Origin of the sequence: Tardiphaga sp. vice304, assembly GCF_007018905.1 — a bacterium.
Classification (GTDB): domain Bacteria; phylum Pseudomonadota; class Alphaproteobacteria; order Rhizobiales; family Xanthobacteraceae; genus Tardiphaga.
Map to the genome: position 1 here is coordinate 3,185,751 of NZ_CP041402.1, position 19,897 is coordinate 3,205,647.

General features: G+C 65.4%; 20 protein-coding genes. 8 read left to right on the forward strand and 12 right to left on the reverse strand.

The annotated features are described in order from the left end of the window. Positions 1–52: 52 nt before the first annotated feature. Positions 53–1,024 carry a Bug family tripartite tricarboxylate transporter substrate binding protein gene (locus tag FNL56_RS15130; RefSeq protein ID WP_143573671.1) on the reverse strand — a complete coding sequence of 324 codons (972 nt, stop codon included), beginning with the start codon at positions 1,022–1,024 and terminating at the stop codon, positions 53–55. A 299-nt stretch (positions 1,025–1,323) separates the two neighbouring features. Between FNL56_RS15130 and FNL56_RS15135 the strand changes: the two genes are divergently transcribed. Further along, positions 1,324–1,680, forward strand: a complete 357-nt coding sequence (locus FNL56_RS15135; RefSeq protein ID WP_143582118.1) for a hypothetical protein — start codon at positions 1,324–1,326, stop codon at positions 1,678–1,680. Between the two features lie 181 nt (positions 1,681–1,861). Here the strand turns inward: FNL56_RS15135 and FNL56_RS27725 are convergent, their stop codons facing one another. Next, positions 1,862–2,038 carry a hypothetical protein gene (locus tag FNL56_RS27725; RefSeq protein ID WP_168202943.1) on the reverse strand — a complete coding sequence of 59 codons (177 nt, stop codon included), beginning with the start codon at positions 2,036–2,038 and terminating at the stop codon, positions 1,862–1,864. A gap of 133 nt (positions 2,039–2,171) precedes the next feature. Between FNL56_RS27725 and FNL56_RS15140 the strand changes: the two genes are divergently transcribed. Beyond that, positions 2,172–3,644: an amidase gene (locus tag FNL56_RS15140; RefSeq protein WP_143579014.1), complete on the forward strand. Its 1,473-nt coding sequence runs from the start codon at positions 2,172–2,174 to the stop codon at positions 3,642–3,644. Positions 3,645–3,932: 288 nt separating this feature from the next. Then, the gene (locus FNL56_RS15145; protein ID WP_143571863.1) at positions 3,933–4,886 is read left to right on the forward strand and encodes an IS110 family transposase; all 954 of its coding nucleotides are present in this window, start codon (positions 3,933–3,935) and stop codon (positions 4,884–4,886) included. 6 nt (positions 4,887–4,892) lie between these two features. Here the strand turns inward: FNL56_RS15145 and FNL56_RS15150 are convergent, their stop codons facing one another. Beyond that, positions 4,893–5,444, reverse strand: coding sequence for a hypothetical protein (locus FNL56_RS15150; protein WP_143573677.1), 552 nt, complete (start codon positions 5,442–5,444; stop codon positions 4,893–4,895). A gap of 661 nt (positions 5,445–6,105) precedes the next feature. Between FNL56_RS15150 and FNL56_RS15155 the strand changes: the two genes are divergently transcribed. Then, a complete protein-coding gene (locus FNL56_RS15155) occupies positions 6,106–6,822 on the forward strand; it encodes a methyltransferase (RefSeq protein ID WP_246660668.1) in 717 nt (238 codons plus the stop codon). Between the two features lie 9 nt (positions 6,823–6,831). On the opposite strand, the gene FNL56_RS15160 is transcribed toward FNL56_RS15155, so the two are convergent. The 6 genes from FNL56_RS15160 to FNL56_RS15185 form a co-directional block, all read right to left on the reverse strand. Further along, positions 6,832–7,668, reverse strand: coding sequence for a lytic transglycosylase domain-containing protein (locus FNL56_RS15160; protein ID WP_246661445.1), 837 nt, complete (start codon positions 7,666–7,668; stop codon positions 6,832–6,834). A gap of 66 nt (positions 7,669–7,734) precedes the next feature. Then, positions 7,735–8,691 carry a Bug family tripartite tricarboxylate transporter substrate binding protein gene (locus FNL56_RS15165; protein ID WP_246660670.1) on the reverse strand — a complete coding sequence of 319 codons (957 nt, stop codon included), beginning with the start codon at positions 8,689–8,691 and terminating at the stop codon, positions 7,735–7,737. Between the two features lie 181 nt (positions 8,692–8,872). Beyond that, a complete protein-coding gene (locus FNL56_RS28845) occupies positions 8,873–9,271 on the reverse strand; it encodes an avidin/streptavidin family protein (RefSeq protein ID WP_143573681.1) in 399 nt (132 codons plus the stop codon). A 169-nt stretch (positions 9,272–9,440) separates the two neighbouring features. Continuing rightward, positions 9,441–9,764 carry a toll/interleukin-1 receptor domain-containing protein gene (locus tag FNL56_RS15175; RefSeq protein ID WP_143579015.1) on the reverse strand — a complete coding sequence of 108 codons (324 nt, stop codon included), beginning with the start codon at positions 9,762–9,764 and terminating at the stop codon, positions 9,441–9,443. A 182-nt stretch (positions 9,765–9,946) separates the two neighbouring features. Beyond that, positions 9,947–13,702, reverse strand: coding sequence for a vitamin B12-dependent ribonucleotide reductase (locus FNL56_RS15180; RefSeq protein WP_143577960.1), 3,756 nt, complete (start codon positions 13,700–13,702; stop codon positions 9,947–9,949). Between the two features lie 623 nt (positions 13,703–14,325). Continuing rightward, positions 14,326–14,766, reverse strand: a complete 441-nt coding sequence (locus FNL56_RS15185; RefSeq protein WP_143573686.1) for an SDR family oxidoreductase — start codon at positions 14,764–14,766, stop codon at positions 14,326–14,328. On the opposite strand from FNL56_RS15185, the gene FNL56_RS15190 reads away from it, so the two are divergent. After that, positions 14,711–14,992: a hypothetical protein gene (locus FNL56_RS15190; RefSeq protein WP_143573688.1), complete on the forward strand. Its 282-nt coding sequence runs from the start codon at positions 14,711–14,713 to the stop codon at positions 14,990–14,992. The two genes, FNL56_RS15185 and FNL56_RS15190, sit on opposite strands and share 56 nt — an antisense overlap. A 107-nt stretch (positions 14,993–15,099) precedes the next feature. Beyond that, positions 15,100–15,999 (forward strand): DMT family transporter, encoded by a 900-nt coding sequence (locus FNL56_RS15195; RefSeq protein WP_143573690.1) that lies wholly within the window; start codon positions 15,100–15,102, stop codon positions 15,997–15,999. Between the two features lie 13 nt (positions 16,000–16,012). On the opposite strand, the gene FNL56_RS15200 is transcribed toward FNL56_RS15195, so the two are convergent. Together FNL56_RS15200 and FNL56_RS15205 are read right to left on the reverse strand one after the other, a co-directional pair. Continuing rightward, entirely contained in the window at positions 16,013–17,209 is a 1,197-nt protein-coding gene (locus FNL56_RS15200; protein ID WP_210245397.1) for a sensor histidine kinase, read from the reverse strand. 162 nt (positions 17,210–17,371) lie between these two features. Then, positions 17,372–17,917: a BA14K family protein gene (locus FNL56_RS15205; protein WP_143582120.1), complete on the reverse strand. Its 546-nt coding sequence runs from the start codon at positions 17,915–17,917 to the stop codon at positions 17,372–17,374. Between the two features lie 234 nt (positions 17,918–18,151). Here FNL56_RS15205 and FNL56_RS15210 point away from each other — a divergent pair, with 234 nt between their 5' ends. Further along, positions 18,152–18,562 (forward strand): NADH:ubiquinone oxidoreductase subunit NDUFA12, encoded by a 411-nt coding sequence (locus tag FNL56_RS15210; protein WP_143573694.1) that lies wholly within the window; start codon positions 18,152–18,154, stop codon positions 18,560–18,562. 34 nt (positions 18,563–18,596) lie between these two features. Here FNL56_RS15210 and FNL56_RS28615 read toward each other — a convergent pair whose 3' ends face one another. Then, complete coding sequence (locus FNL56_RS28615) at positions 18,597–18,725, reverse strand: hypothetical protein (protein ID WP_256365907.1); 129 nt, start codon at positions 18,723–18,725, stop codon at positions 18,597–18,599. A gap of 229 nt (positions 18,726–18,954) precedes the next feature. Here FNL56_RS28615 and FNL56_RS15215 point away from each other — a divergent pair, with 229 nt between their 5' ends. After that, positions 18,955–19,872, forward strand: coding sequence for a DUF2155 domain-containing protein (locus tag FNL56_RS15215; RefSeq protein WP_143573696.1), 918 nt, complete (start codon positions 18,955–18,957; stop codon positions 19,870–19,872). Positions 19,873–19,897 lie beyond the last annotated feature (25 nt).

Below are 19,897 nucleotides of genomic sequence, written 5' to 3' on the forward strand. Positions count from 1 at the left end.
CGGCGGAGTGCCGCGCTGGTCGCAACTCCGCAAGTTCAGCGCCAGGCGGCGGCTACTCCGGCAACTTGATGTTGGCCTCGACGATGACCTTCTTCCAGAGCGCAATCTGTTCGGTGACGAAGGCGCGGGCCTCGTCCGGCGTGGATCCCATCGCGACGATGCCCTGGTCGTCGAGCTTCTTCTTCAGATCGGGATCGGACAGCGCCTTCTTGGCCTCCAGCGAGATGCGGTCGACGATCTCCTTCGGCGTGCCGGCCGGCGCGATGATCATCGACCAGGTACCGGAAACGAAGTCCGGCACGCCTTGCTCGGTCATGGTCGCCACGTTGGTCGCCGCCGGGACGCGGTCCTTGGCGGTGACGGCGATCGCCTTGGCATTGCCCGGCGTGACCTGCGACATCAGAGGGCCGATCACGTCGAACATCACGCTGATCTGGCCGCCGACAAGATCCTGCAGCGCGCCCGCCGTACCCTTGTAGGGGATGTGCTGCAGATTGATGCCCTCACGGCTCTTCAGCATTTCCATCGTCAGATGCGCCGCCGAGCCGATGCCGGAAGAGGCGAAGTTGAGCGTGCCGGGCTTCGCCTTGGCGAGCGCGATCAGCTCCTTCATGTTACTGGCAGGCACCGACGGATGCGCGATCAGGATCAAGGGGGCCACCGAGGTCAGCGAGACGTAGGTGAAATCCTTCATCGTGTCGTAGGGCAGCTTCGGATTGAGCGTCGGATTGACCGAATGCGCCGCGATCACGGTGCCGAAGGTGTAGCCGTCGGGCGCGGCCTTGGCAACGCTGTCGGTGCCGATCGCCGCGTTGGCGCCGGGCTTGTTCTCGATCACGAAGGTCTGACCCAGGGCTTCGGACATCTTCTGCGAAACCAGCCGCGCCATCAGGTCGGTGTAGCCGCCCGGCGTATAGGGCACCACCATGCGGATCGGCCGGTTCGGCCAGCCCTGCGCCTGCGCGGAGCCGGCGGTGGCCGTGACGATGGCAAGCGCGCCCATCACGCGGAGAATGCGGTTCATGTCGTTTCCTCGGATGGTGCGATCGTCAAGGCGGCGGGGAGCTTGCAGCTGCCGCCTTCTGATCCGCACTCGTTATGTCGAGCCTGCCGTGCTGCACCCGTGCGAGGTGCAGATTCCCGCGGGCAGGCTAGCCCAGGTCGCGGCGGGCAGGGAAGTAGACGAAAGGCCGCCGGTCGGGCGCACCGACTGCCGCCGGATGGAATGTCCGGACTTGGCCCCGCTCATGCTGCGACATGAATACAGGACGCCTCGCCGGGATGTGACTGGTGCGGGACACGCCGACCCGCTACGGTCGATAGATGCCCCGCCTTCTGTGTCTCTCGCTCGCTGCCATCCTGACGCTGTCGTCTGTCGTCGCCGACGCCGCTCCCAAGCGGAAGCCGCGGCCGCATAATTACGGCTTCCTGCCGGGCTATCACCAGCCGCTGAACAATGCCGCGCCCTTGTTCAAGCAGGACGAAGCGGTGCTGCGCAATGCGCGCCGCCCGAAGCGGCCGTGGTACATCACGCCCACGCCGGTCTATTACCGCTGGTACGATGGCCAGAAGCGCTATTTCGGCCAGCCCGGCTTCTACCGCGGCCAGTACAATGGCGGCAGCATGGGCCCGTGCTGGACCCAGACGCCGATCGGGCCGGTGTGGAACTGCGGGCGATAGGCCTGCGCTACGCTTTTCCGTCTGGAGAGACTTTTTCCCATCCAAAAGCTCTCTCTAATCCTGAGGAGCCGCGCGCTTGCGCGGCGTCTCGAAGGATGGCGCCAAGCTCCCATGGTTTGAGACGCGCGCCAAGTGGCGCGCTCCTCACTATGAGGACGGTGAGTGAAGCCACCCGAACTCTCTAATCCGCGGTGTGCTCGGCGATGCCGAGCTTCTTGATCCGGGTGCGGACGGCGAGCGGCGAGCGTTTCGTGCGCAGCGCGATCTCGTTGATGCTGCGGCCGGCCAGCAACTGACGGCGCAACTCTTCGTCCTGCAGCGAGGTCCAGACGGAATCGGCTTGGTTACTGAGCTTCATGGCGCGTGAGCCGGGTCTTTCATGGCGTGACGCGGAAGGCGTCACGGCGTTTTCACATGCTAGCCCTGATCACGCAGCGAGCGCCATCCGGTCTAGGCTTCCCGCGAACGAATCTGCAACCGGAACGCACGACATGACATTGGCGATGGACTGGGACGAATGGGCGACACATGACGCGGTGGCGCTGGCCGACCGCGTGCGCCAGGGCGATCTGACGCCGGCCGAACTTGCGGCACAAGCCGCCGCCGGCATAGCCCGGCTCAACCCCGCGCTCGACGCCGTCGTCGAGGTCTTCGACGACGTGGTCGCCGATCCCGCCAAGGACGGCATGAACGAAGCTGGCGTGTTTGCCGGCGTTCCCTATCTGATGAAGGATCTCGGGCCGACGCTGCGGGGGCGGCTGCAGGAATTCGGCTCCGCCATCATGCAGGGCAACCGGCCCGCGCAGGACAGCTTTCTCACCGGCCGGATCCGCCAGGCCGGGCTGAACATCATCGGCCGCAGCACCACGCCGGAATTCGGCGTCTGCAGCTCTGCCGAAAATGCATTCTATGTCACCCGCAATCCCTGGGATACCGACTACTCGACCTGCGGCTCCTCCGCGGGGTCGTCGGCGATGGTAGCCGCCGGTGTGCTGCCGATCTCGCACGCCACCGATGGCGGCGGTTCGATCCGGATTCCGGCCGGCGTCAACGGCCTGATCGGCCTGAAAGTGTCGCGCGGCGTCTATTCGCTGGCGCCGACCATGTCGGACCTGACCGGGCTGGTATCGATCCAGGGCTGCGTCAGCCGCAGCGTGCGCGACACCGCGGCCTTCGTCGATGCCTGCCGGGGTGCTGAGCCCGGCGAATTCATGCCGTTCTGGTCGCCGGCCGAGCCCTATAGCGAGCGGATCCGGCGCGACCCCCGGCGCCTGCGCATCGCGCTGTCGCACGAATGGGGCGATAGCAGCGCGACGCCGCATTTCGTCGCCGAGCTCGAGCGTGTCGGCCGGCTGCTGGAGGGGCTCGGCCACCACGTCGAATGGGCGCTGCCCGAGATCGATTTCCGCGCCGCCTTTGCCGCGCAGACCGCCTGCTACATCAGCAATTTCGCGCAGGTGATCGGCGGCCATCTGGCACGGCTCGGCCTGGAAAAGCCGACGTCCGAACTGCTGGAGCCGATCAACGTGAAGATCTGGGAGGCCGGCATCGACATGTCCTATACTGACCGCGCCAGAATGCAGGCGGTGTTCAACACCACGTCGCGCGGCTTCGGCGCGTTCTTCGAGCGCTACGACATCATCCTGACGCCGATCACCGCCAAGCCGACGCCGAAGGTCGGCACCGCCGAGTATCTGACGACCTCGACCAATCTGTCGGTGCACGACTGGTTTGCGAACCTCTGGAAGAACTTCGCCTATACGCCGCTGGCCAATCTCGCCGGCATCCCCGGCATCTCGCTGCCGCTGGCCGCGCAGGAGAACGGCCTGCCGCTCGGCATCCAGGCGCAGGCGGCGCAGGCCCATGACGGGTTGTTGCTGCAGCTCGCAGCCCAGATCGAGCGCGCGATCGACGGAAAATGGAACGGCGGCGCGCTGCCCAAGCAGCATGTCAGCCGTAGCTAGTTGAGTAGGGCGGATTAGCGAAGCGTAATCCGCCGTCCATCCGCGCGGCGGCGGGTTACGCCTTCGGCTAACCCGCCCTTGTAATAGCAAATCGGGATATTGTCAGCTCGTTCCGAGAGGAATGCTCTGCCGCGGACGGCCATCCGCGGCAGAGCGGCTGGCGATCGGATCGTATCCGCCCTGAGTCGTCTGAGACTGCCCCGTAGCGGGATCGCGCCAGCTCCTTCATCGGACCCGGATGGTTGCCGGAACAAGTTGGTTCGCTTCACAAGGCAGGGGTCGACGAAGATGACGAACAATAACACGGAAACGGCCGGCATCGATACGGCCAAAGACAAGCTCGACATTGCGGTGCATGGCCGGGAGCAGCGATGGCAGGTGCCCAACGTAGCGGCGGGATGGCGGCAGTTGGCGGCCGATCTCGGTAAGGCAGGCGTCACCAAAGTCGGTATCGAGGCCACCGGTGGTTATGAACGTGGCGTGGTTACGCATTTGCGCACCAAAGGCTTCGTCGTGCTGGTGCTGCAGCCGATCCAGGTCAAGAACTTTGCCAGGCTGCATCTGCGGCGCGCCAAGAACGACGCCCTGGATGCCGTGCTGGTCGCCGCCTGCGCGGCGGTGCTCGATCCTCCATCTGTCGACGCGGATCCAAGGCTCACGGAGCTGGCAGATCACCTGACCTTCGTCGAACAGATCGAGGAAGACATGGTCCGCCTCAAGACTCGGCTCGAACATATCGACGAGCCACGACGGCGGCGTCTGGTCCTCAACGACATCGATCGGCTGAAGGCGCGCCGAGCCACCGAACTCCTACGAATCGCGGGCCAACTGCGCGACCATCCGGATCTGGCGCGGCGCCTCGATCTGGTGCTCAGCGTCCCCGGCATCGGCGAGCGGACTGCGCTGGCGCTGATCATCCGCATGCCTGAGCTCGGCCAAATCAGCCGGGAGAAGGCGGCAGCTCTTGCCGGCCTTGCGCCGTTCGACGATGACAGCGGCAAGCATAGGGGGCAGCGCCACATTGCAGGTGGTCGAAGCCGCCTGCGTCGCTCGCTGTTTGCTGCGGCGCTGCCGGCCTCGTTCCGCTGGAACAAGGCCCTGTGCGCGCTCTACGAGCGCCTGAAAGCCCGCGGCAAGGCCCACAACGAGGCGCTCATCGCCTGCGCTCGCAAGCTCCTCATCTACGCCAACACCGTCGTCGAGCGCGGCACGCCATGGGTTGAAAAGCAGGCCGCGCTTTAATGGTTGCTACGCTTGCTTCGTATCCGCCGGGAACGCGAAGCCGATCAGCGCGAACAGCGAGGCGACGCTGAAGACGTGCATGTTGATGATCGAGCGATACTCGGCGGCGCTGTAGGTCGCCAGCGGGCTGCCGACCGCGGCATCGAGCATGAAATAGGCCGCAAACGGGCAGGCCAGCGCGGCCGCCATCGCGCGCTTTTCGGTCTGTCGAAACAGGATCGTCGAAAGCAGCACGCAGGGCAGCAGGAATAGTTCCACGGCGGTGTCGAGCCCGACCAGCTTGACCGCCAGCACGGTGTTGGCGACGCCGACCACCGGCAGCATCAGGCGGCCGGCCAGCGGATTGCGCCGCGCCACCGCCGGGATGACGGCGAACAGCGGAAAGGTCAGCAGCGTCAGCCACGAAGGCCATGCGGCCTGACCCACGATCGCATACAGATACAGCGGATAGAACGGCTGGTTGCCGGCGATCACCAGCGCGATGGTATTGGCGAGCTGCGCCAGCGGGTCGGGGTTTTCGCGGTAGGCTTGCAACTGGTCCTGGAGGCGAGAGAGCATCGGTTTCCTTCGAGGTCATGGACGGGCCGGGTGACAGAAGCCACACGCCTGTGGCGCAAATTCGCGTGTTGCGGGTCGCCATGTCAAACGGCCGGCCGCCCGCGTTCTCGCGACGCCGGGGCGCCCGAGCTGTGCGGCAGTTCTCCTCTCGACGCATGAGGGGAGGCAGCGCGCCGACAGGCGCGGGGATGGTGGTTGGGACGCGATCCGCATCGCTGCGAACCGCGGCGCCTGTGGGCGCGCCACCGCGGTGATTTTGGGCCGGGGGACCGTGCTTCCGGGACAGCCTCCGGCGGGATTTCCCCGCCTTCTCACTGTCCGCGTCCAGCCGACAAATGGCGGCAGAGCCCCGTAGTAGGCCCGGACGGCGACCCCCGGCCTCCCGGGGTACGCTTGCGAGGCGCACGCGCGGGACACCGCATCCTGCTCCGCTACCAAGACGCCTCATGACAGCGCCCCTCGCGAACACGATGCGCGGTTTATAATCCTTACTAGGAATGATGTCAAGATAGTCGGCGGGCAGGTCGGCCGCGGCGAGGCAGCAACGCGGCTGCACGGCGCTGACGCGGCCGTTTGCTGCAGTTGCGATTGGTATCGCGGTCTTGACGGCCGCGCCGGGTTCGGCGACGGCTTGGGAAACAACAACCGCAGGGAGACCGCCGTGACGATCGACAACAGCCCGATCAAGGCAGACGACACTTTCGGCCCGCTGCGCGCGGTGTTCCGCAAGGTCGTGCACTTCCTGTCGTTCCACTTCGTGCTGAACAGCCGCCGGACCTCGAAGACCGAGGTCGGAGGGCTGAGCCTGACGGTGCCGCCGACCGTGTTTCATCCAAAGCTGTTCCTGACCAGCCGGTTCTTCGCCGAATTCCTGCAGCGGCAGGATTTTGCCGGCAAGCGCGTGGTCGAGATCGGCACCGGCTCCGGCATTCTGGCGCTGTCCGCCGCGCGCGCCGGCGCCGCCTCCGTGCTGGCACTCGACATCAATCCGCAGGCCGCGCGCGCCGCCGCGCTGAACGCCGTCGCCAACGGCCTGCCGCAGGTCGAGGCGCGCGAGTCCGACCTGTTTTCGGCGGTGCCGCCGGATCAGACCTTCGACGTCATCATCTCCAGCCCGCCGTCGTTTTCCGGCGAACCGCGCAATGTCGCGGACCGGGCCTGGCATGCCGGCCCCGGCTATCGCGACATCCTTGCGCTGTTCGACCAGGCCGCGGCGCATCTCGCCCCGGGCGGCACGATGTATCTGCTGGTGTCGTCGGACAGCAACATGGCGTTGTTCGATCACCTGATCGCGCAGGCCGGCCTGCGGCGGCAGCACGTCGCGACGCATTCGATCATGGTGGAGCGGTTTGTCATCTACGAGGTGACACGGGCGTAGCGCCGGCGGTCAGCCCGGATTGTTCGCGGCGAGCCGCACGAACTGCTGCTTCATGGCGTTGACGCGGCCGAGATAGCCCGCGACGGAGTGATCGCCGCAGCGCTCGCCCGGCGCGGGCCGGAAGCCGCGGCGCACGAAGGCGCGGCCGGGCCCGGCGCCGCACAGATGGATGACGGCCGCGAGATCCTGCTTCTGCGGCGCGCTCGGCGCCTTGCCGGGCACGGCGATCAGCACGGAGGCGGTCTGGCGGTCGAGATAGATCGACGCCAGCTCGATGGCGTGGCCGGGCAGCGAGCGAAAATACAGGCTGGTGAACCAGCAATCGCTGACCACCACATGGCCGCGGATGCAAAAGCGCGAGGCCTCGGCAAAGGCCGGATCGGTCATCTGCAACAGGCCGACGGCGCTGGAGGCGGGCCGGTACCAAGCGAACGGATTCCAGCCCCACCGCCAGCGCCAATAGGTCCGCACGGCCGGATTGCCGGTGCTCTCGGTCTGCGTCAGCGCGGCCAGCAATTCGGGCGAGACGGCGTCGGTCGAATAGTTCCGGAACCGCGCGCCGTAGTGCCGCCAGGTCTCGGTGGGCGGCTTGTTCAGCACGGTGTCCGCAAAGAACAAAAGCTCGGTAGGCTTGCGCACTAGCTGCACGACGAGATTGACGAGCGGCGCGCCGATCAGCAGCGCGGCCACGACGATCACGATGCGGACCGCGACCGGCCGGGCCGCCCAGCGCGGCCGCAGCCCGCGCAGCCCGCGCAGCCGGCGTCCGAGGCGTCGCCTGAGACCGGATACGCCACGCCTTGTGCGCGGTTTGCGGAGCGGAGGCGTGGTGCGCGTCGAAGACATCGGCGACGGTTTAGGCCGCGCCCGCACCGGCGGCAACCGGTCCGGGCGGGCTCGCGGCCGTGGTCGCTACGGCATCATCTCGATGCCGGCCGCGGCGACGATCTTTCGATGCACCTCGAGCTGCCGCTTCATCAGCGCGGCCAGTTCCTCGGGCGTGGATGGCGTCAGCGCAAAGTCCTGCTCGACCATGCGCTGCTTCACGACCGGATCGGCCATCGCCTCGTGAAAGGCCTTGTTGAGCTTCGCCACGATGTCGGCGGGCATGCCGGGCGGGCCGAACAGCCCGGCCCACGGCTCGATTTTGAAATCCGAAAAGCCCGCTTCGGCGATCGTCGGCACATCAGGCGCGATCGCGCTGCGCTTCTCCAGGATGGTGGCGAGCGCGACGATCTTGCCGTCCTTGACCTGCGGCATGCCGGTGCCGGAGGTCGCGACCATGGCGTTGATGCGGCCGGTGATCAGGTCGGTCATCGCGGGCGGCTCGCCGCGATAGGGCACATGCGTGAGATCGAGCCCGCTGGTGGTCGCCAGCGACGCGAACGCCAGCCGCCCGCTGATGTTGCCGGCGCCGTAGGCCAGCTTGCCGGGATTGGCCCGGGCATAGGCGATGAACTCCGCCAGCGTCCTGGCGGGAATGTCCTTGTTGACGAAGAAGAAGAAGTTGTAGCGACCGATGTCGGTAATCGGCGTGAAGTCGGTCGAGCTGTCATAGGGCGGCGCCTTGCGCGTCGCCGGAACGCCGGACATCGCGGTGTTGGAGGCAAGCATGATGACGTAGCCGTCTGCGGCGCTGCGTTTCACTTCGCTGGCGGCGATCGCGCCGTCGGCGCCGGGCTTGTTGTCGATGATGATCTGCTGCCCGAGCTTTGGCGACACCGTGTCGGCCAGCACCCGTGCGATCACGTCGGTCGACGTGCCGGCCGGCAGCGGCACGATCAGCCGGATCGGCCGTGTCGGATAATCCGCCGCCGCGGCGTGGCCGATGCCGAGCATCAATCCGACGGCAATAAGAACCTTGCGCAAAACGTCTCTCCTTGTGTCGCTTTGTGGCCACTTAGGGAGCGCGGCGCCGGGGAGTCAAACGATTCGATGTCGCGTGTCGGCCGCATCAGCGAAGCGCCATGCGGGGCCGCGAGCAGGCCGGTGAGCGAAGCGTAATCCTCCCGATATCCGCAAGGCGGCGGGTTACGGGCTCTACGCTTGCTCAGCGTCGCGTGAATCGATCTCTGCCATACATACGGTGGGGTTTGCCGTCACGACCGGTATAATCGAGGGTCCAGCGAGTGCTCATCGTCGGACCTACAACCCGACCTTGCCAGATCGTAGTCGATTTGCAGTCGGGTACACCAAGCCCGTTCCAGTCAACCTTGAAGGTGACGGCGGTTCCTTTGGTAAGGCCACGGACTTCGTATGGCGCACCCTGACACTCAAATCCGGCGGCATTGTTCACATATGTGCCAATGAATGATCCAGTGACCGGCTCAACGAACCATGCTGTGAGAGTGGACCCTCGTGTGTTCACCCATGTCGACAATGGAGTGATCTGAGCTTGAGCTGAAATTGGGAATAGTGACAAAAATAAAAACGTAAAGAGACATCGCATCGCAGCCTCCCGGTTAACTACCAGAAGTAGTGTATCCCGTGTTCTTTGGACGATGCAATAGCTTAAAAATGTGAAAGGCACTGAGGCGTCTTAGCAAGTAAGCGGATCAACGAAACGTAGTCCATCTATCGCAGGCGATGCGGTCGATGAAGCGGCGGGTTACGCTGCGCTAACCCGCCCTACGGGCTGCGGCTGTGACAAAATAAAGTGGAAGAATCAAATCACGTCGACCCAACTCGCGCTCGTGGCTAATGAATTTCGTCAACTCATCGCGGCAGGCGCCGCTCTGGAAAAAGAGGGGAGTAATTATTGGTATTAAAAGGCGGGTGGTTTCGATCGCCTGGTCCAACTGGCTCTGCCATCGTTGGCCAAATTGAATTCCGTCGATATCTTGAAAGATACTGAATTCTTTGTCGCCAGTTACAACTCTCACTCCAAGCTCTAAGAATGCTCGGAATGAAGTTATGGCGCCTCCGAAGAAATCGTCGTCCATTCTCGTGTAGCTTAGAAATGCGTCTGGTTAGGGCAAAGCTTGTGTCCTAGTCGGCATCCAAGCTGAAAAGCACATCTAAAGGTTGTCACACTTGTTGTGGTACGAACAGCAAAAAGGCGACCTTACGGCCGCCTTTTTTCTTGGATGGCCGGGACAAGCCCGGCCATGACAGCGTTTGATAGTTAGCTGCACCCCGTCGTCGAGCCACACGTATCGCACTTCATGCACGTGCCGTTACGCACCAGCGAGAAGTGGCCGCATTCGCCGCACATCTCGCCCTCATAGCCTTTGGCTTTCGCTTCTTCGCGACGCTCGGCCTTGCTGGGCTGAGCCGCGGCGGCTGCCGTGCCCGGCTTGCTCCAAGCTTGCGCCTCGAGCTTTTCGGTCGGCGACAGCGCGCGGTCCGGCTCGGCGGTCTTCAGCGCCGTGGCGGTGCCGGCGGGTCCTTGCGCGGTCGCGGCGTGGCCGGAGGCCAGGGCCGTGACGTTGCTGGCGCCCTGGCTGCGGGCGCCGCCTTCGGTCGAGGGGGCGGGCTCGCTGCGCATGACGACGAGATTGTCGGTGCGCGAGCGGGTCAGGCCCTTGGAGACGTATTTGTTGTGGCCGGCCGGCTCCTTGCCTTCCGCCACGCCCTTGCCGAGCGCGTCGAAATGCGTCTCGGTCGGGTCGACATGGGCGAGGTCGAAGCGGCCCATATAGGAGACCGCGAGTTCGCGGAACACGTAGTCGAGGATCGACGTCGCGTATTTGATGCTGTCGTTGCCCTGCACCGGGCCCGCGGGCTCGAAGCGGGTGAAGGTGAAGGCGTCGACATATTCCTCCAGCGGCACGCCGTATTGCAGACCGAGCGACACCGCGATGGCGAAGTTGTTGATGAAGGAGCGCAGCGCCGCGCCTTCCTTGTGCATGTCGATAAAAATCTCGCCGATCCGGCCGTCATCATATTCGCCGGTGCGGACATAGACCTTGTGGCCGCCGACGACCGCCTTCTGGGTGTAGCCCTTGCGGCGATCCGGCATCTTCTCGCGCTCGCGCATCACCACGATGCGCTCGACCAGGCGCTCCACGACTTTCTCGGCGACGTGCGCGGTGCGCGCCGCCATCGGCTTCTCCATGAAGCTCTCGATGCCGTCCTCGTCCTCGTCATCATCGGAGATGAGCTGCGAGTTCAGCGGCTGCGACAGTTTCGAGCCGTCGCGGTACAGCGCGTTGGCCTTCAGCGCCAGCTTCCAGGAGAGCAGATAGGCGTCCTTGCAATCCTCGACGGTGGCGTCGTTCGGCATGTTGATGGTCTTGGAGATCGCGCCCGAGATGAACGGCTGCGACGCCGCCATCATGCGGATGTGGCTTTCCACCGAGAGGTAGCGCTTGCCGATCTTGCCGCAGGGATTGGCGCAGTCGAACACGTTGTAGTGCTCGGCCTTCAGGTGCGGGGCGCCTTCCACGGTCATCGCGCCGCAGATGTGCACGTTGGCCGCTTCGATCTCGCGCTTGGAGAAGCCGACGGCGGCCAAGAGGTCGAAGCCGGGGGCCGCGATCGCTTCCGGCGCGATCTTCAACGTGTCGCGGAGGAAGTCTTCGCCAAACGTCCACTTGTTGAAGGCGAACTTGATGTCGAAGGCGGTCGGCAAGGCTGCCTCGACCTTCTTCAGCGCTTCGTCGGTAAAGCCCTTGGCCTTCAGCGTCGAGACGTTGATGCCGGGCGCGTTGCTCAGCGAGCCATGGCCGACCGCATAGGCCTCGATCTCGGCGATCTCGCTCTCGCGATAGCCGAGCACGCGGAGTGCTGCGGGCACGGCGCGGTTGATGATCTTCCAGTAGCCGCCACCGGCGAGCTTCTTGAACTTCACCAGTGCGAAGTCGGGCTCGATGCCGGTGGTGTCGCAATCCATGACGAGGCCGATGGTGCCGGTCGGCGCCACGACCGTGGTCTGGGCGTTGCGGTAGCCGTGTAGTTCGCCGAGTTCGAGCGCGAGATCCCAGGCCGCCTTGGCGTGGGTGACGATGTCGGCCTGCGGGCAGGAGGCGTGGTCGAGCGGCACCGGATTGACGGCGAGGCCTTCATAGCCGCGGGATTCGGCATGCGCCGCGCGGCGATGGTTGCGGATCACGCGCAGCATGTGGGCTGCGTTCTTCTTGTAGCCGGGGAACGGGCCGAGTTCTTTCGCCATCTCAGCCGACGTCGCATAGGACACGCCGGTCATGACCGCGGTGAGGGCACCGCACAGCGCACGACCTTCCTTGGAGTCGTAGGACAGGCCCATCGACATCAGCAGGCCGCCGATGTTGGCATAGCCGAGGCCAAGGGTGCGGAATTCGAACGACAGCTCCGCAATCGGCTTCGACGGGAACTGCGCCATCATGACGGAGATCTCGAGCACCATGGTCCACAGGCGGCAGAGGTGCTCGTAGGCGTCGATGTCGAAGCGGTTGGTCGCGACATCGTGGAACGTCAGCAAATTGGCCGAGGCCAGGTTGCAGGCTGTGTCGTCGAGGAACATGTATTCGGAGCAGGGGTTGCTGGCGCGGATGTCGCCCGACGACTTGCAGGTGTGCCAGTCGTTCATTGTGGTGTTGAAGTGCAGGCCGGGATCGGCCGAGGCCCAGGCGGCGTAGCCGATCTTCTCCCAGAGGTCACGCGCCTTCAGCGTCTTCATGACCTTGCCGTCCTTGCGGGCGATCAGGTCCCAATTTCCATTGGTCTCCACCGCGCGCAGGAAGTCGTCCTTCAGCGAGACGGAATTGTTGGAGTTCTGGCCGGCGACGGTGAGGTAGGCCTCCGAATCCCAGTCGGTGTCGTAGACCGGGAAGTCGATCTCCTTGTAGCCCTGGCGGGCGTACTGGATGACGCGCTTGATGACATTGTCATTGACCAGCGAGCGGCGCGCGAGCTTGATCTCGCGGCGCAGCGCCGGGTTCTTCTCGGGATCGAAGCAGTCGTCGCCGGAGCCTTCGCAATTGACGCAGGCCTTCAGGATCGCCTTGAGGTGCTTCTGGTTCATCTTCGAACCGGTGACGAGGGCCGCGACCTTCTGCTCTTCCTTCACCTTCCAGTCGATATAGGCTTCGATATCCGGATGGTCGGCGTCGACCACCACCATCTTGGCGGCGCGGCGCGTGGTGCCGCCCGACTTGATCGCGCCCGCGGCGCGGTCGCCGATCTTCAGGAACGACATCAGGCCGGAGGAGCGTCCGCCGCCCGACAGCTTCTCGCCTTCGCCGCGCAGGCGGGAGAAGTTGGAACCGGTGCCGGAGCCGTACTTGAACAGACGGGCTTCGCGGACCCAGAGGTCCATGATGCCGCCTTCATTGACCAGATCGTCCTCGACGCCCTGAATGAAGCAGGCGTGCGGCTGCGGGTGCTCGTAGGACGATTTCGACTTGGTCAGCTTGCCGGTCTTCCAGTCGACGTAATAATGGCCCTGGCCGGGACCGTCGATGCCATAGGCCCAGTGCAGGCCGGTGTTGAACCACTGCGGCGAATTCGGCGCGACCATCTGCTTGGCGAGCATGTAGCGCAGCTCGTCGTGGAAGGCGTGCGCGTCTTCCTCGGAAGTGAAGTACGAGCCCTTCCAGCCCCAATAGGTCCAGCAGCCGGCGAGGCGGTCGAACACCTGCTTGGACGACAGCTCCGAGACGAAGCGCTCTTTCTCGGGCAGGACGGCCAGCGCCTCGGTGTCGGGCACCGAGCGCCACAGCCACGACGGCACGGTCTCTTCCTCGACCTTCTTCAGGCGGGCGGCGACGCCGGCCTTGCGGAAATATTTCTGCGCCAGCACGTCGGAGGCAACCTGCGACCAGGAATCGGGGACTTCGACATTCTCCAGCTTGAACACCACGGAGCCGTCCGGGTTGCGGATCTCGGAGGTCGTGTGACGGAAGTTGATCCCGGCATAGGGCGACTGGTCCGTGGTGGTGTAGCGGCGATTGATCTTCATGGTCGTGCCCCGTCTGTGCCGACAAGCCCCCAGGGGGGCGCCGGCGGTTGCATTGCTGTCGCGATCCCCGAAAGGGACCGTATGTTGATTTCGGAGCATGCGTTGGCCGGCGTGCCGGCCACCCGGAAGTGCCGGGGTCATGCTCAACGCGTTACCGTGCCACCCGAGCCATTGTTCGGCTCATCGTGACCACCAAAAGGTCGCCCGTTCAGGGACAGACCGACCCATCCCCGAAAGCTGACAAGGCTGTCGGAGCGGTCATTCTGGAACCCTTTTGGGGAGCGTCCGGATGCCTATCTCGCTACCCGCACCGGACGTTTCGAAAACTAGGCCGACTCCCTGCACCCGTCAAGAACTAGTACGAGTTCCTAAACCAATTACTAAATATGGTGGGAAGCGGGGCTTGGAGGGCACCCGATTGCTGGCAAGTATCGGTGAGTCCTCACGGAATCGGAAGCCGAATTATTTCAATTTGTCCGGGTTGTCGAAGCTGCGCCCGTTGTTCACAGGCCAACTTTATTTTGTCATCGAACCATTGCTTTTGCGAGACTCAGGCGGGGCGGCAAGGGTGTGCAAAAGGCCAGTCGCGGTTCCCCGCGAGGCAGGCTGGAGCGCGTGGTCTTCTAGGCCCGCATGGCCGGGCGGAACCGCCTCAGGCCCGGATCGATCGTGCCGGGTTGCTCGAGGGCACGACCGATCGTACCGGCGATCGCGTTCGCCTGCAGCGCGTGGTCGGTCGGCACATGGAGCACCCGCGCGATGCCCTGCGTCGCCAGCACCGCGGCCATCGCGGGGGGCATTCCGGCGGTGTCGACCAGCGCGTCGATCGGGCCATGGCAGGCCTCGGCGATCAGCAGGAACGCCCGCAGGCTGCCGCGGCTCGTGACGTCGAGTTCTTGGTAGCTCGCGCTGCCGGCCCGCGTGATCGCGCCAGCCAGCGCCGCAAGCCGGTCGAGGCTTCGGCCGCCGAGCATCACCTTGTAGCCCTGCGACGCCAGATGGCGGGCGATGGCTTCGCCGATCGCGCTGCCGGAATCGGTGATCAGGACGAGTTTGCGCGAGATGCAGGAGGGGGGGTCATGGCAGGCTCCGCCGGGGCTGTGCGGGAGCGCGCTCCCGGCCGTTGCTTATGCCGGCAGATGCCGTTCCGGCGTTATCGCGATCCTGCGAGATTCATGCACGATCCTGCAAAACGACCCGTCGCAGTTCAGCCGCGAATACAGCCGCCTGTACGGCCAGTCGCCGCTGCGCGACGCCAGCGCCGCGCGGCTGCAGGTGGCGGCGGAGTAGCGAGGCCCCTCCAGCATCGCGCGCGCATGGCGCGCCTGCGTCGCCGGGCATTGGTCCGGGCCGGGCGGCGGTGTAGGCGTTGCTTCCGTTCATCAGCCGGTCCGCCCATGTCAGTCTCCGAACCTCCCGTCTCTCGCGCGCGCATCGCGCCGCTGGGCCTGCTGTTTCTCGCAATCACCTCGGTCGGCTGGGGGCTGAACTGGCCGGTGATGAAGTTCCTGATCGCCGAGCTGCCGCCGCTCACCGCGCGCGGCTTCACCGGCATCATCGGCGGCAGCCTGCTGGCCGCGCTGGCGCTGTGGCGCGGCGAGAGCCTTCGCGTGGCGCCGGCGCAGTGGGGGCCATTGATCGTGCTGGCGCTGCTCAACGTCACCGGATGGATGGCGCTGATGGGGCTGGCGCTGCTGTGGCTGCCGGGCGGCGAGGCCGCGGTGATCGCCTACACGATGCCGGTATGGGCGGCGGTGCTGGCCTGGTGGATCCTGGGCGAGCGGATGTCGCTGTCGCGGATCTTGGCGATGGTGATGGCCTTCGCCGGCATTACCGCGCTGATGGGCGCCGATGGCCTCTCCACCAGCGCGGAGAAGCTGCCGGGCGTGGCGCTGGCGCTGCTCGGCGCGTTCGGCTTCGCGCTCGGCACGGTGCTGGCGAAGCGCTTCAGGCTGGCGCTGCCGCTCCTGACATCGACGGCGTGGCAGATCGGGATCGGTTGCGTGCCGGTGGCACTGCTCGGGCTCATCTTCGAAACGCCGAACTTCGCGGCCTTGTCATCGACCGGCTGGAGCCTGCTGGCCTACATTGTCATCGTGCCGTTCTGCATCGCCTATCTGTGCTGGTTTGCGGCGCTGAAAATGCTGCCGGCGTCGGTCGCGGCGATTGGTACCATGGCGGTGCCGGTGATCGGCGTGGTCGTCTCGGCGATCGCGTTGCACGAGCCGCTCGGGATTGGCCAGATCGCCGCGCTGGTACTGACGCTGGCCGGCGTGATGCTGGCGACGCGCAGCTAGCAAAGTCCGTTGGCTAGACCGACACCGCCGCCAAGGGCACGCGGACGCTGAAATGCGAGCCGCGGGCGAGGGTGGATTGCAGCGTGATGGCATGTCCGAGCGCTTCGGCGCTGCGCCGCACGATCGACAGGCCGAGGCCGAGGCCTTCGCTGGCGGGATTGATCTGGTGGAACGCCTCGAAGATCGCATCGCGCTGTTCGGCGGCGATGCCTGGGCCGGAATCCATCACCTCGACACTCAGCTCATGGCCGCGGCGGCGGCAGCCGACCAGCACGCGGCCCTGCGCGGTGTATTTGATGGCATTGCCGACGAGGTTGCCGAGGATGGCGCGCAGCATGGTGGGATCGGACACCACGCGCGCCTTCGACGGAACCACCACCAGATCGAGCCCCTTGGCCTCGGCGTGCAGACGCCAGTTGGCGACGATGGAGTCGAACACTTCGGCGATCCCGAAGGATTTCAGCGCCGGCACGCCGTAACCGGTCTGCAGCACCGAGGTTTCGGCGAGCCGGTCGAGTTCTTCAGCCATCCGCATGCCGGCGTCGATGGCATAGCCGAGCCGGGTGCGGTCCTTTTCGTCGGTCAATTTGTTGCGGATGCGGTCGATCGCCATGATCATGACCTGCAGCGGCTGCTTGAGGTCGTGACCGGCCACCGCCATCAGGCGGCTGATGTTGCGCTGCAGCCGGTCCGACAGCACCAGTGCGCGGCGAAACTCCATTTGCGACATCACCTGACGGGCAAGGGCTGCCAGCACATCGCGCTGCTCCGGCGAAAGCACCCGCGGCTTGTCGTCGAGCACGCAGACCGTGCCGAGCGGCAGGCCGTCCGGCGTGCGCAGCAGCGCGCCCGCATAGAAGCGGATATGCGGCATGCCGATCACCAGCGGATTGCCGTCGAAACGCGGATCCTGGGTGGTGTCCTCGACCTCGAGAAAACTGTGCTCGAACAGCGCATGCGCACAGATCGATTCCGCCAGCGCAGTCTCGCGCGGCTCAAACCCATGCTGGGATTTGAACCATTGCCGGCCCTCATCGACCAAGCTGATCAGCGCGACTGGCGTCTGACAGACATAGCTCGCGATTTTGGTGATGTCGTCGAACGAGGATTCGGCCGCCGTGTCGAGAATCCCGTAGGAGCGCAGCGCCTTCAGGCGCACCGTCTCGTTGGCATGCAGGTCGGCGGCTTTGTGCTGATTGGAAGAGTTCACGGAACCTGCTTTGAGCGGCGCGGCGATCTCAGCCGGTACGCCAACTAATACGCATGACGGGCCGCAGCGTTTCGCGGCACGGGTACCATTCATAGCCGTTACCGATGTTACCCGCAAACGGCGCCCGGAGGCACCGTACTCACCACAATCGTTCGTCACGCGTTACGGACAGGCGTGCCGCAAGCCATCGTACCCGAGATAGGTTCCGGTGCGGACATTGTACGACTTGTAGGTCTGGATGCAGTAGTTCACGTCGCCACCGGCGGGCGCGACTTCGACGATCTCGGCACCGTCATCGTAAGGTGCATCATAGGCTCCATAGGAACCGTAGGAACCGTAATACGGGCTGCCGCCATAGTAGCCGTTGCCGTAGCCGTAGGCGCCGGACGCCAGGGCGCCGCCGATCAGGGCACCGGCTACCAGTCCGCCGCCGCCACGTCCGTAACCGCCACGATGCCAGCCGCCACCGCCGCCGAAGCGCGGTCCACCGGCAAATGCACCGCGGTTGAAACCGCCGCCACCGCCGCCGAAGCGCGGACCACCACCGCCGCCGCGGAATCCGCCGCCGCCACCACCGTGGAATCCACCACCACCACCGGGGCCGCCGCCGCTGAACGGCTTGGCCTGTGCAAAGCTCTCCGTCGAGGTCGCCAAAGGTACAGCCAGAGCCATCACGGCCACGGCACCCATCGTTTTCAGATTGATCATCCTATTCTCCTGCATGTGATGCCGCTCTAACCGGTCCGAGGGGCGGGCGTTCCAAATCCTCCGCACACCACTTGGTGATGCGATGCCCTTGCGGATGCCGGATGCGAATGCCGCGGAGGCGCAGGTGCCCGCTGATGCTGTGGCGATCGGTGGCGCGGCGCGGGCGCAGCCAACTGGACAATTGCGCTTGCGGATGGCATCACAGGCCCAGCAATCATCCAACCGGCTGGCGTCATGAAGCTGTTTCTGCTGAAATTTTTCACCTGGTGGAGCGGCCAGACCTTTGGCACGCAATTGTGGACCTGGCGATTCGGCGAACTCGTCGGTCAGGACGAGGCGGGCAACACCTATTACCGCACCAAAGGTGGCGTGATCGACCCCACGCTGGGTTTCCAGCGGCGCTGGGTGGTCTATAACGGCACGGTCGAGGCCTCCCGGGTACCGCCGTCATGGCACGGCTGGCTGCACCATACCGTCGATGTCGCCCCCACCGAGGAGACCTACGTCGCCAAGGAATGGCAGAAGCCGCACGTGCCGAATCTGACGGGCACGCCCTATGCCTACCGTCCCGCCGGCTCCACGCTGGCCTCCGGCCACCGTCCCAAGGCGACCGGCGACTATCAGCCCTGGACGCCGGGCAACTAGTCTTTCGACGTCTCCAGTCTTGCCGCCGCGCGGGTCATCGCATCGCTGCGCCCAGTCCGCTCTGCCATCCTCGCCTTGACCATCCCCAGGACTTCGGTCCGGTCAGGTCGAGCTGGGTCAGGTTGGGAAACAGCAGCAGGCCGATATGCAGGGGCGTGGTCATGGTAGGTACTCCATCGCGGCACGGTGCGCGGTCGCAGGGTGGGCAAAGGCGCTTTGGCGCCGTGCCGACCATAATGCAGGATGATGCGCCCACTCTGCGATAGCGCACGGTATGTCGCGGCAGACGCCCTTCCGTTGCCGTATTCGCCGTGTTAACCGGGATCATTGCGAGCGGCCGCAACGACTTATCGATACACTGTCGCAAGCCTGATTGCCGATTGAGCCGCAGAATGTTTCGATTCCTGACCCTTGCCGGACTGGCCACCTTGCTGGCCGCGACGTCGTTGACGCAGGCGCCGCCGGCGCAGGCGCAGCTCGGCAATCTGTTCAACGATCTGATTCCGCGGCCGCCCGGCAACGTGCCGCGCGGCCAGCCGCAGCCGCAGTTCGACGACGAAGAGGAAGTGCCCGAGTTGCCGCAGGGCCGGTTGCTGCCGACACGGCCGGGGCAGGGCGTGCCGCCTCCCGGCGCCGTGCAGTCGCAGCCTTTGGCGCCGCCGCCGGCCACCACCGTGATTCCCCAGAACGTGCCGCCCGGCGCCGCATCCGCGCCGCAGCCCGGCATCGCCAATGCGCCGCCGGCCGCGGCTCCCGCGCCGGGCGCTGTGCCCCCCGGTGCGCTGCCGCGCGGCGCCAAGCAGGCGCCTGCGCCGGCCGCGACGCTGCAGCCCGGCGACGAAGTGGTCGCCGAGCCGCCGGCGCAGAAGATCGTCAACAAGAAGGCGGTGTTTCAGGGCCTCGACAAGATCACCGGCCGGATCATCAATTTCGACGCCGACATCGGCGAGACCGTGCAGTTCGGCGCGCTGCGGGTGAAGACCGACGCCTGCTACACCCGCCCGGCGACCGAGGCCGCCAATACCGACGCCTTCGTCGAGGTCGATGAGATCACGCTGCAGGGCGAGGTGAAGCGGATTTTCTCCGGCTGGATGTTTGCCGCCAGTCCCGGCCTGCACGGCGTCGAGCATCCGATCTATGACGTCTGGCTGAGCGACTGCAAGAATCCCGAAGCCACGTTGGCCACCGCCGCGCCGGAAGCCCCGAAGCCGGTCGCTCCGCAGAAGCGTGCCCCGCCAAAGCAGGCACCGCGCCCGCAGCCGGTGCAGCAGCAGCCGCTGCCGGGACCGGCTTTCCCGCAGTTCAGGTAGCCTTTCAACAGCACAGCGACAGGGG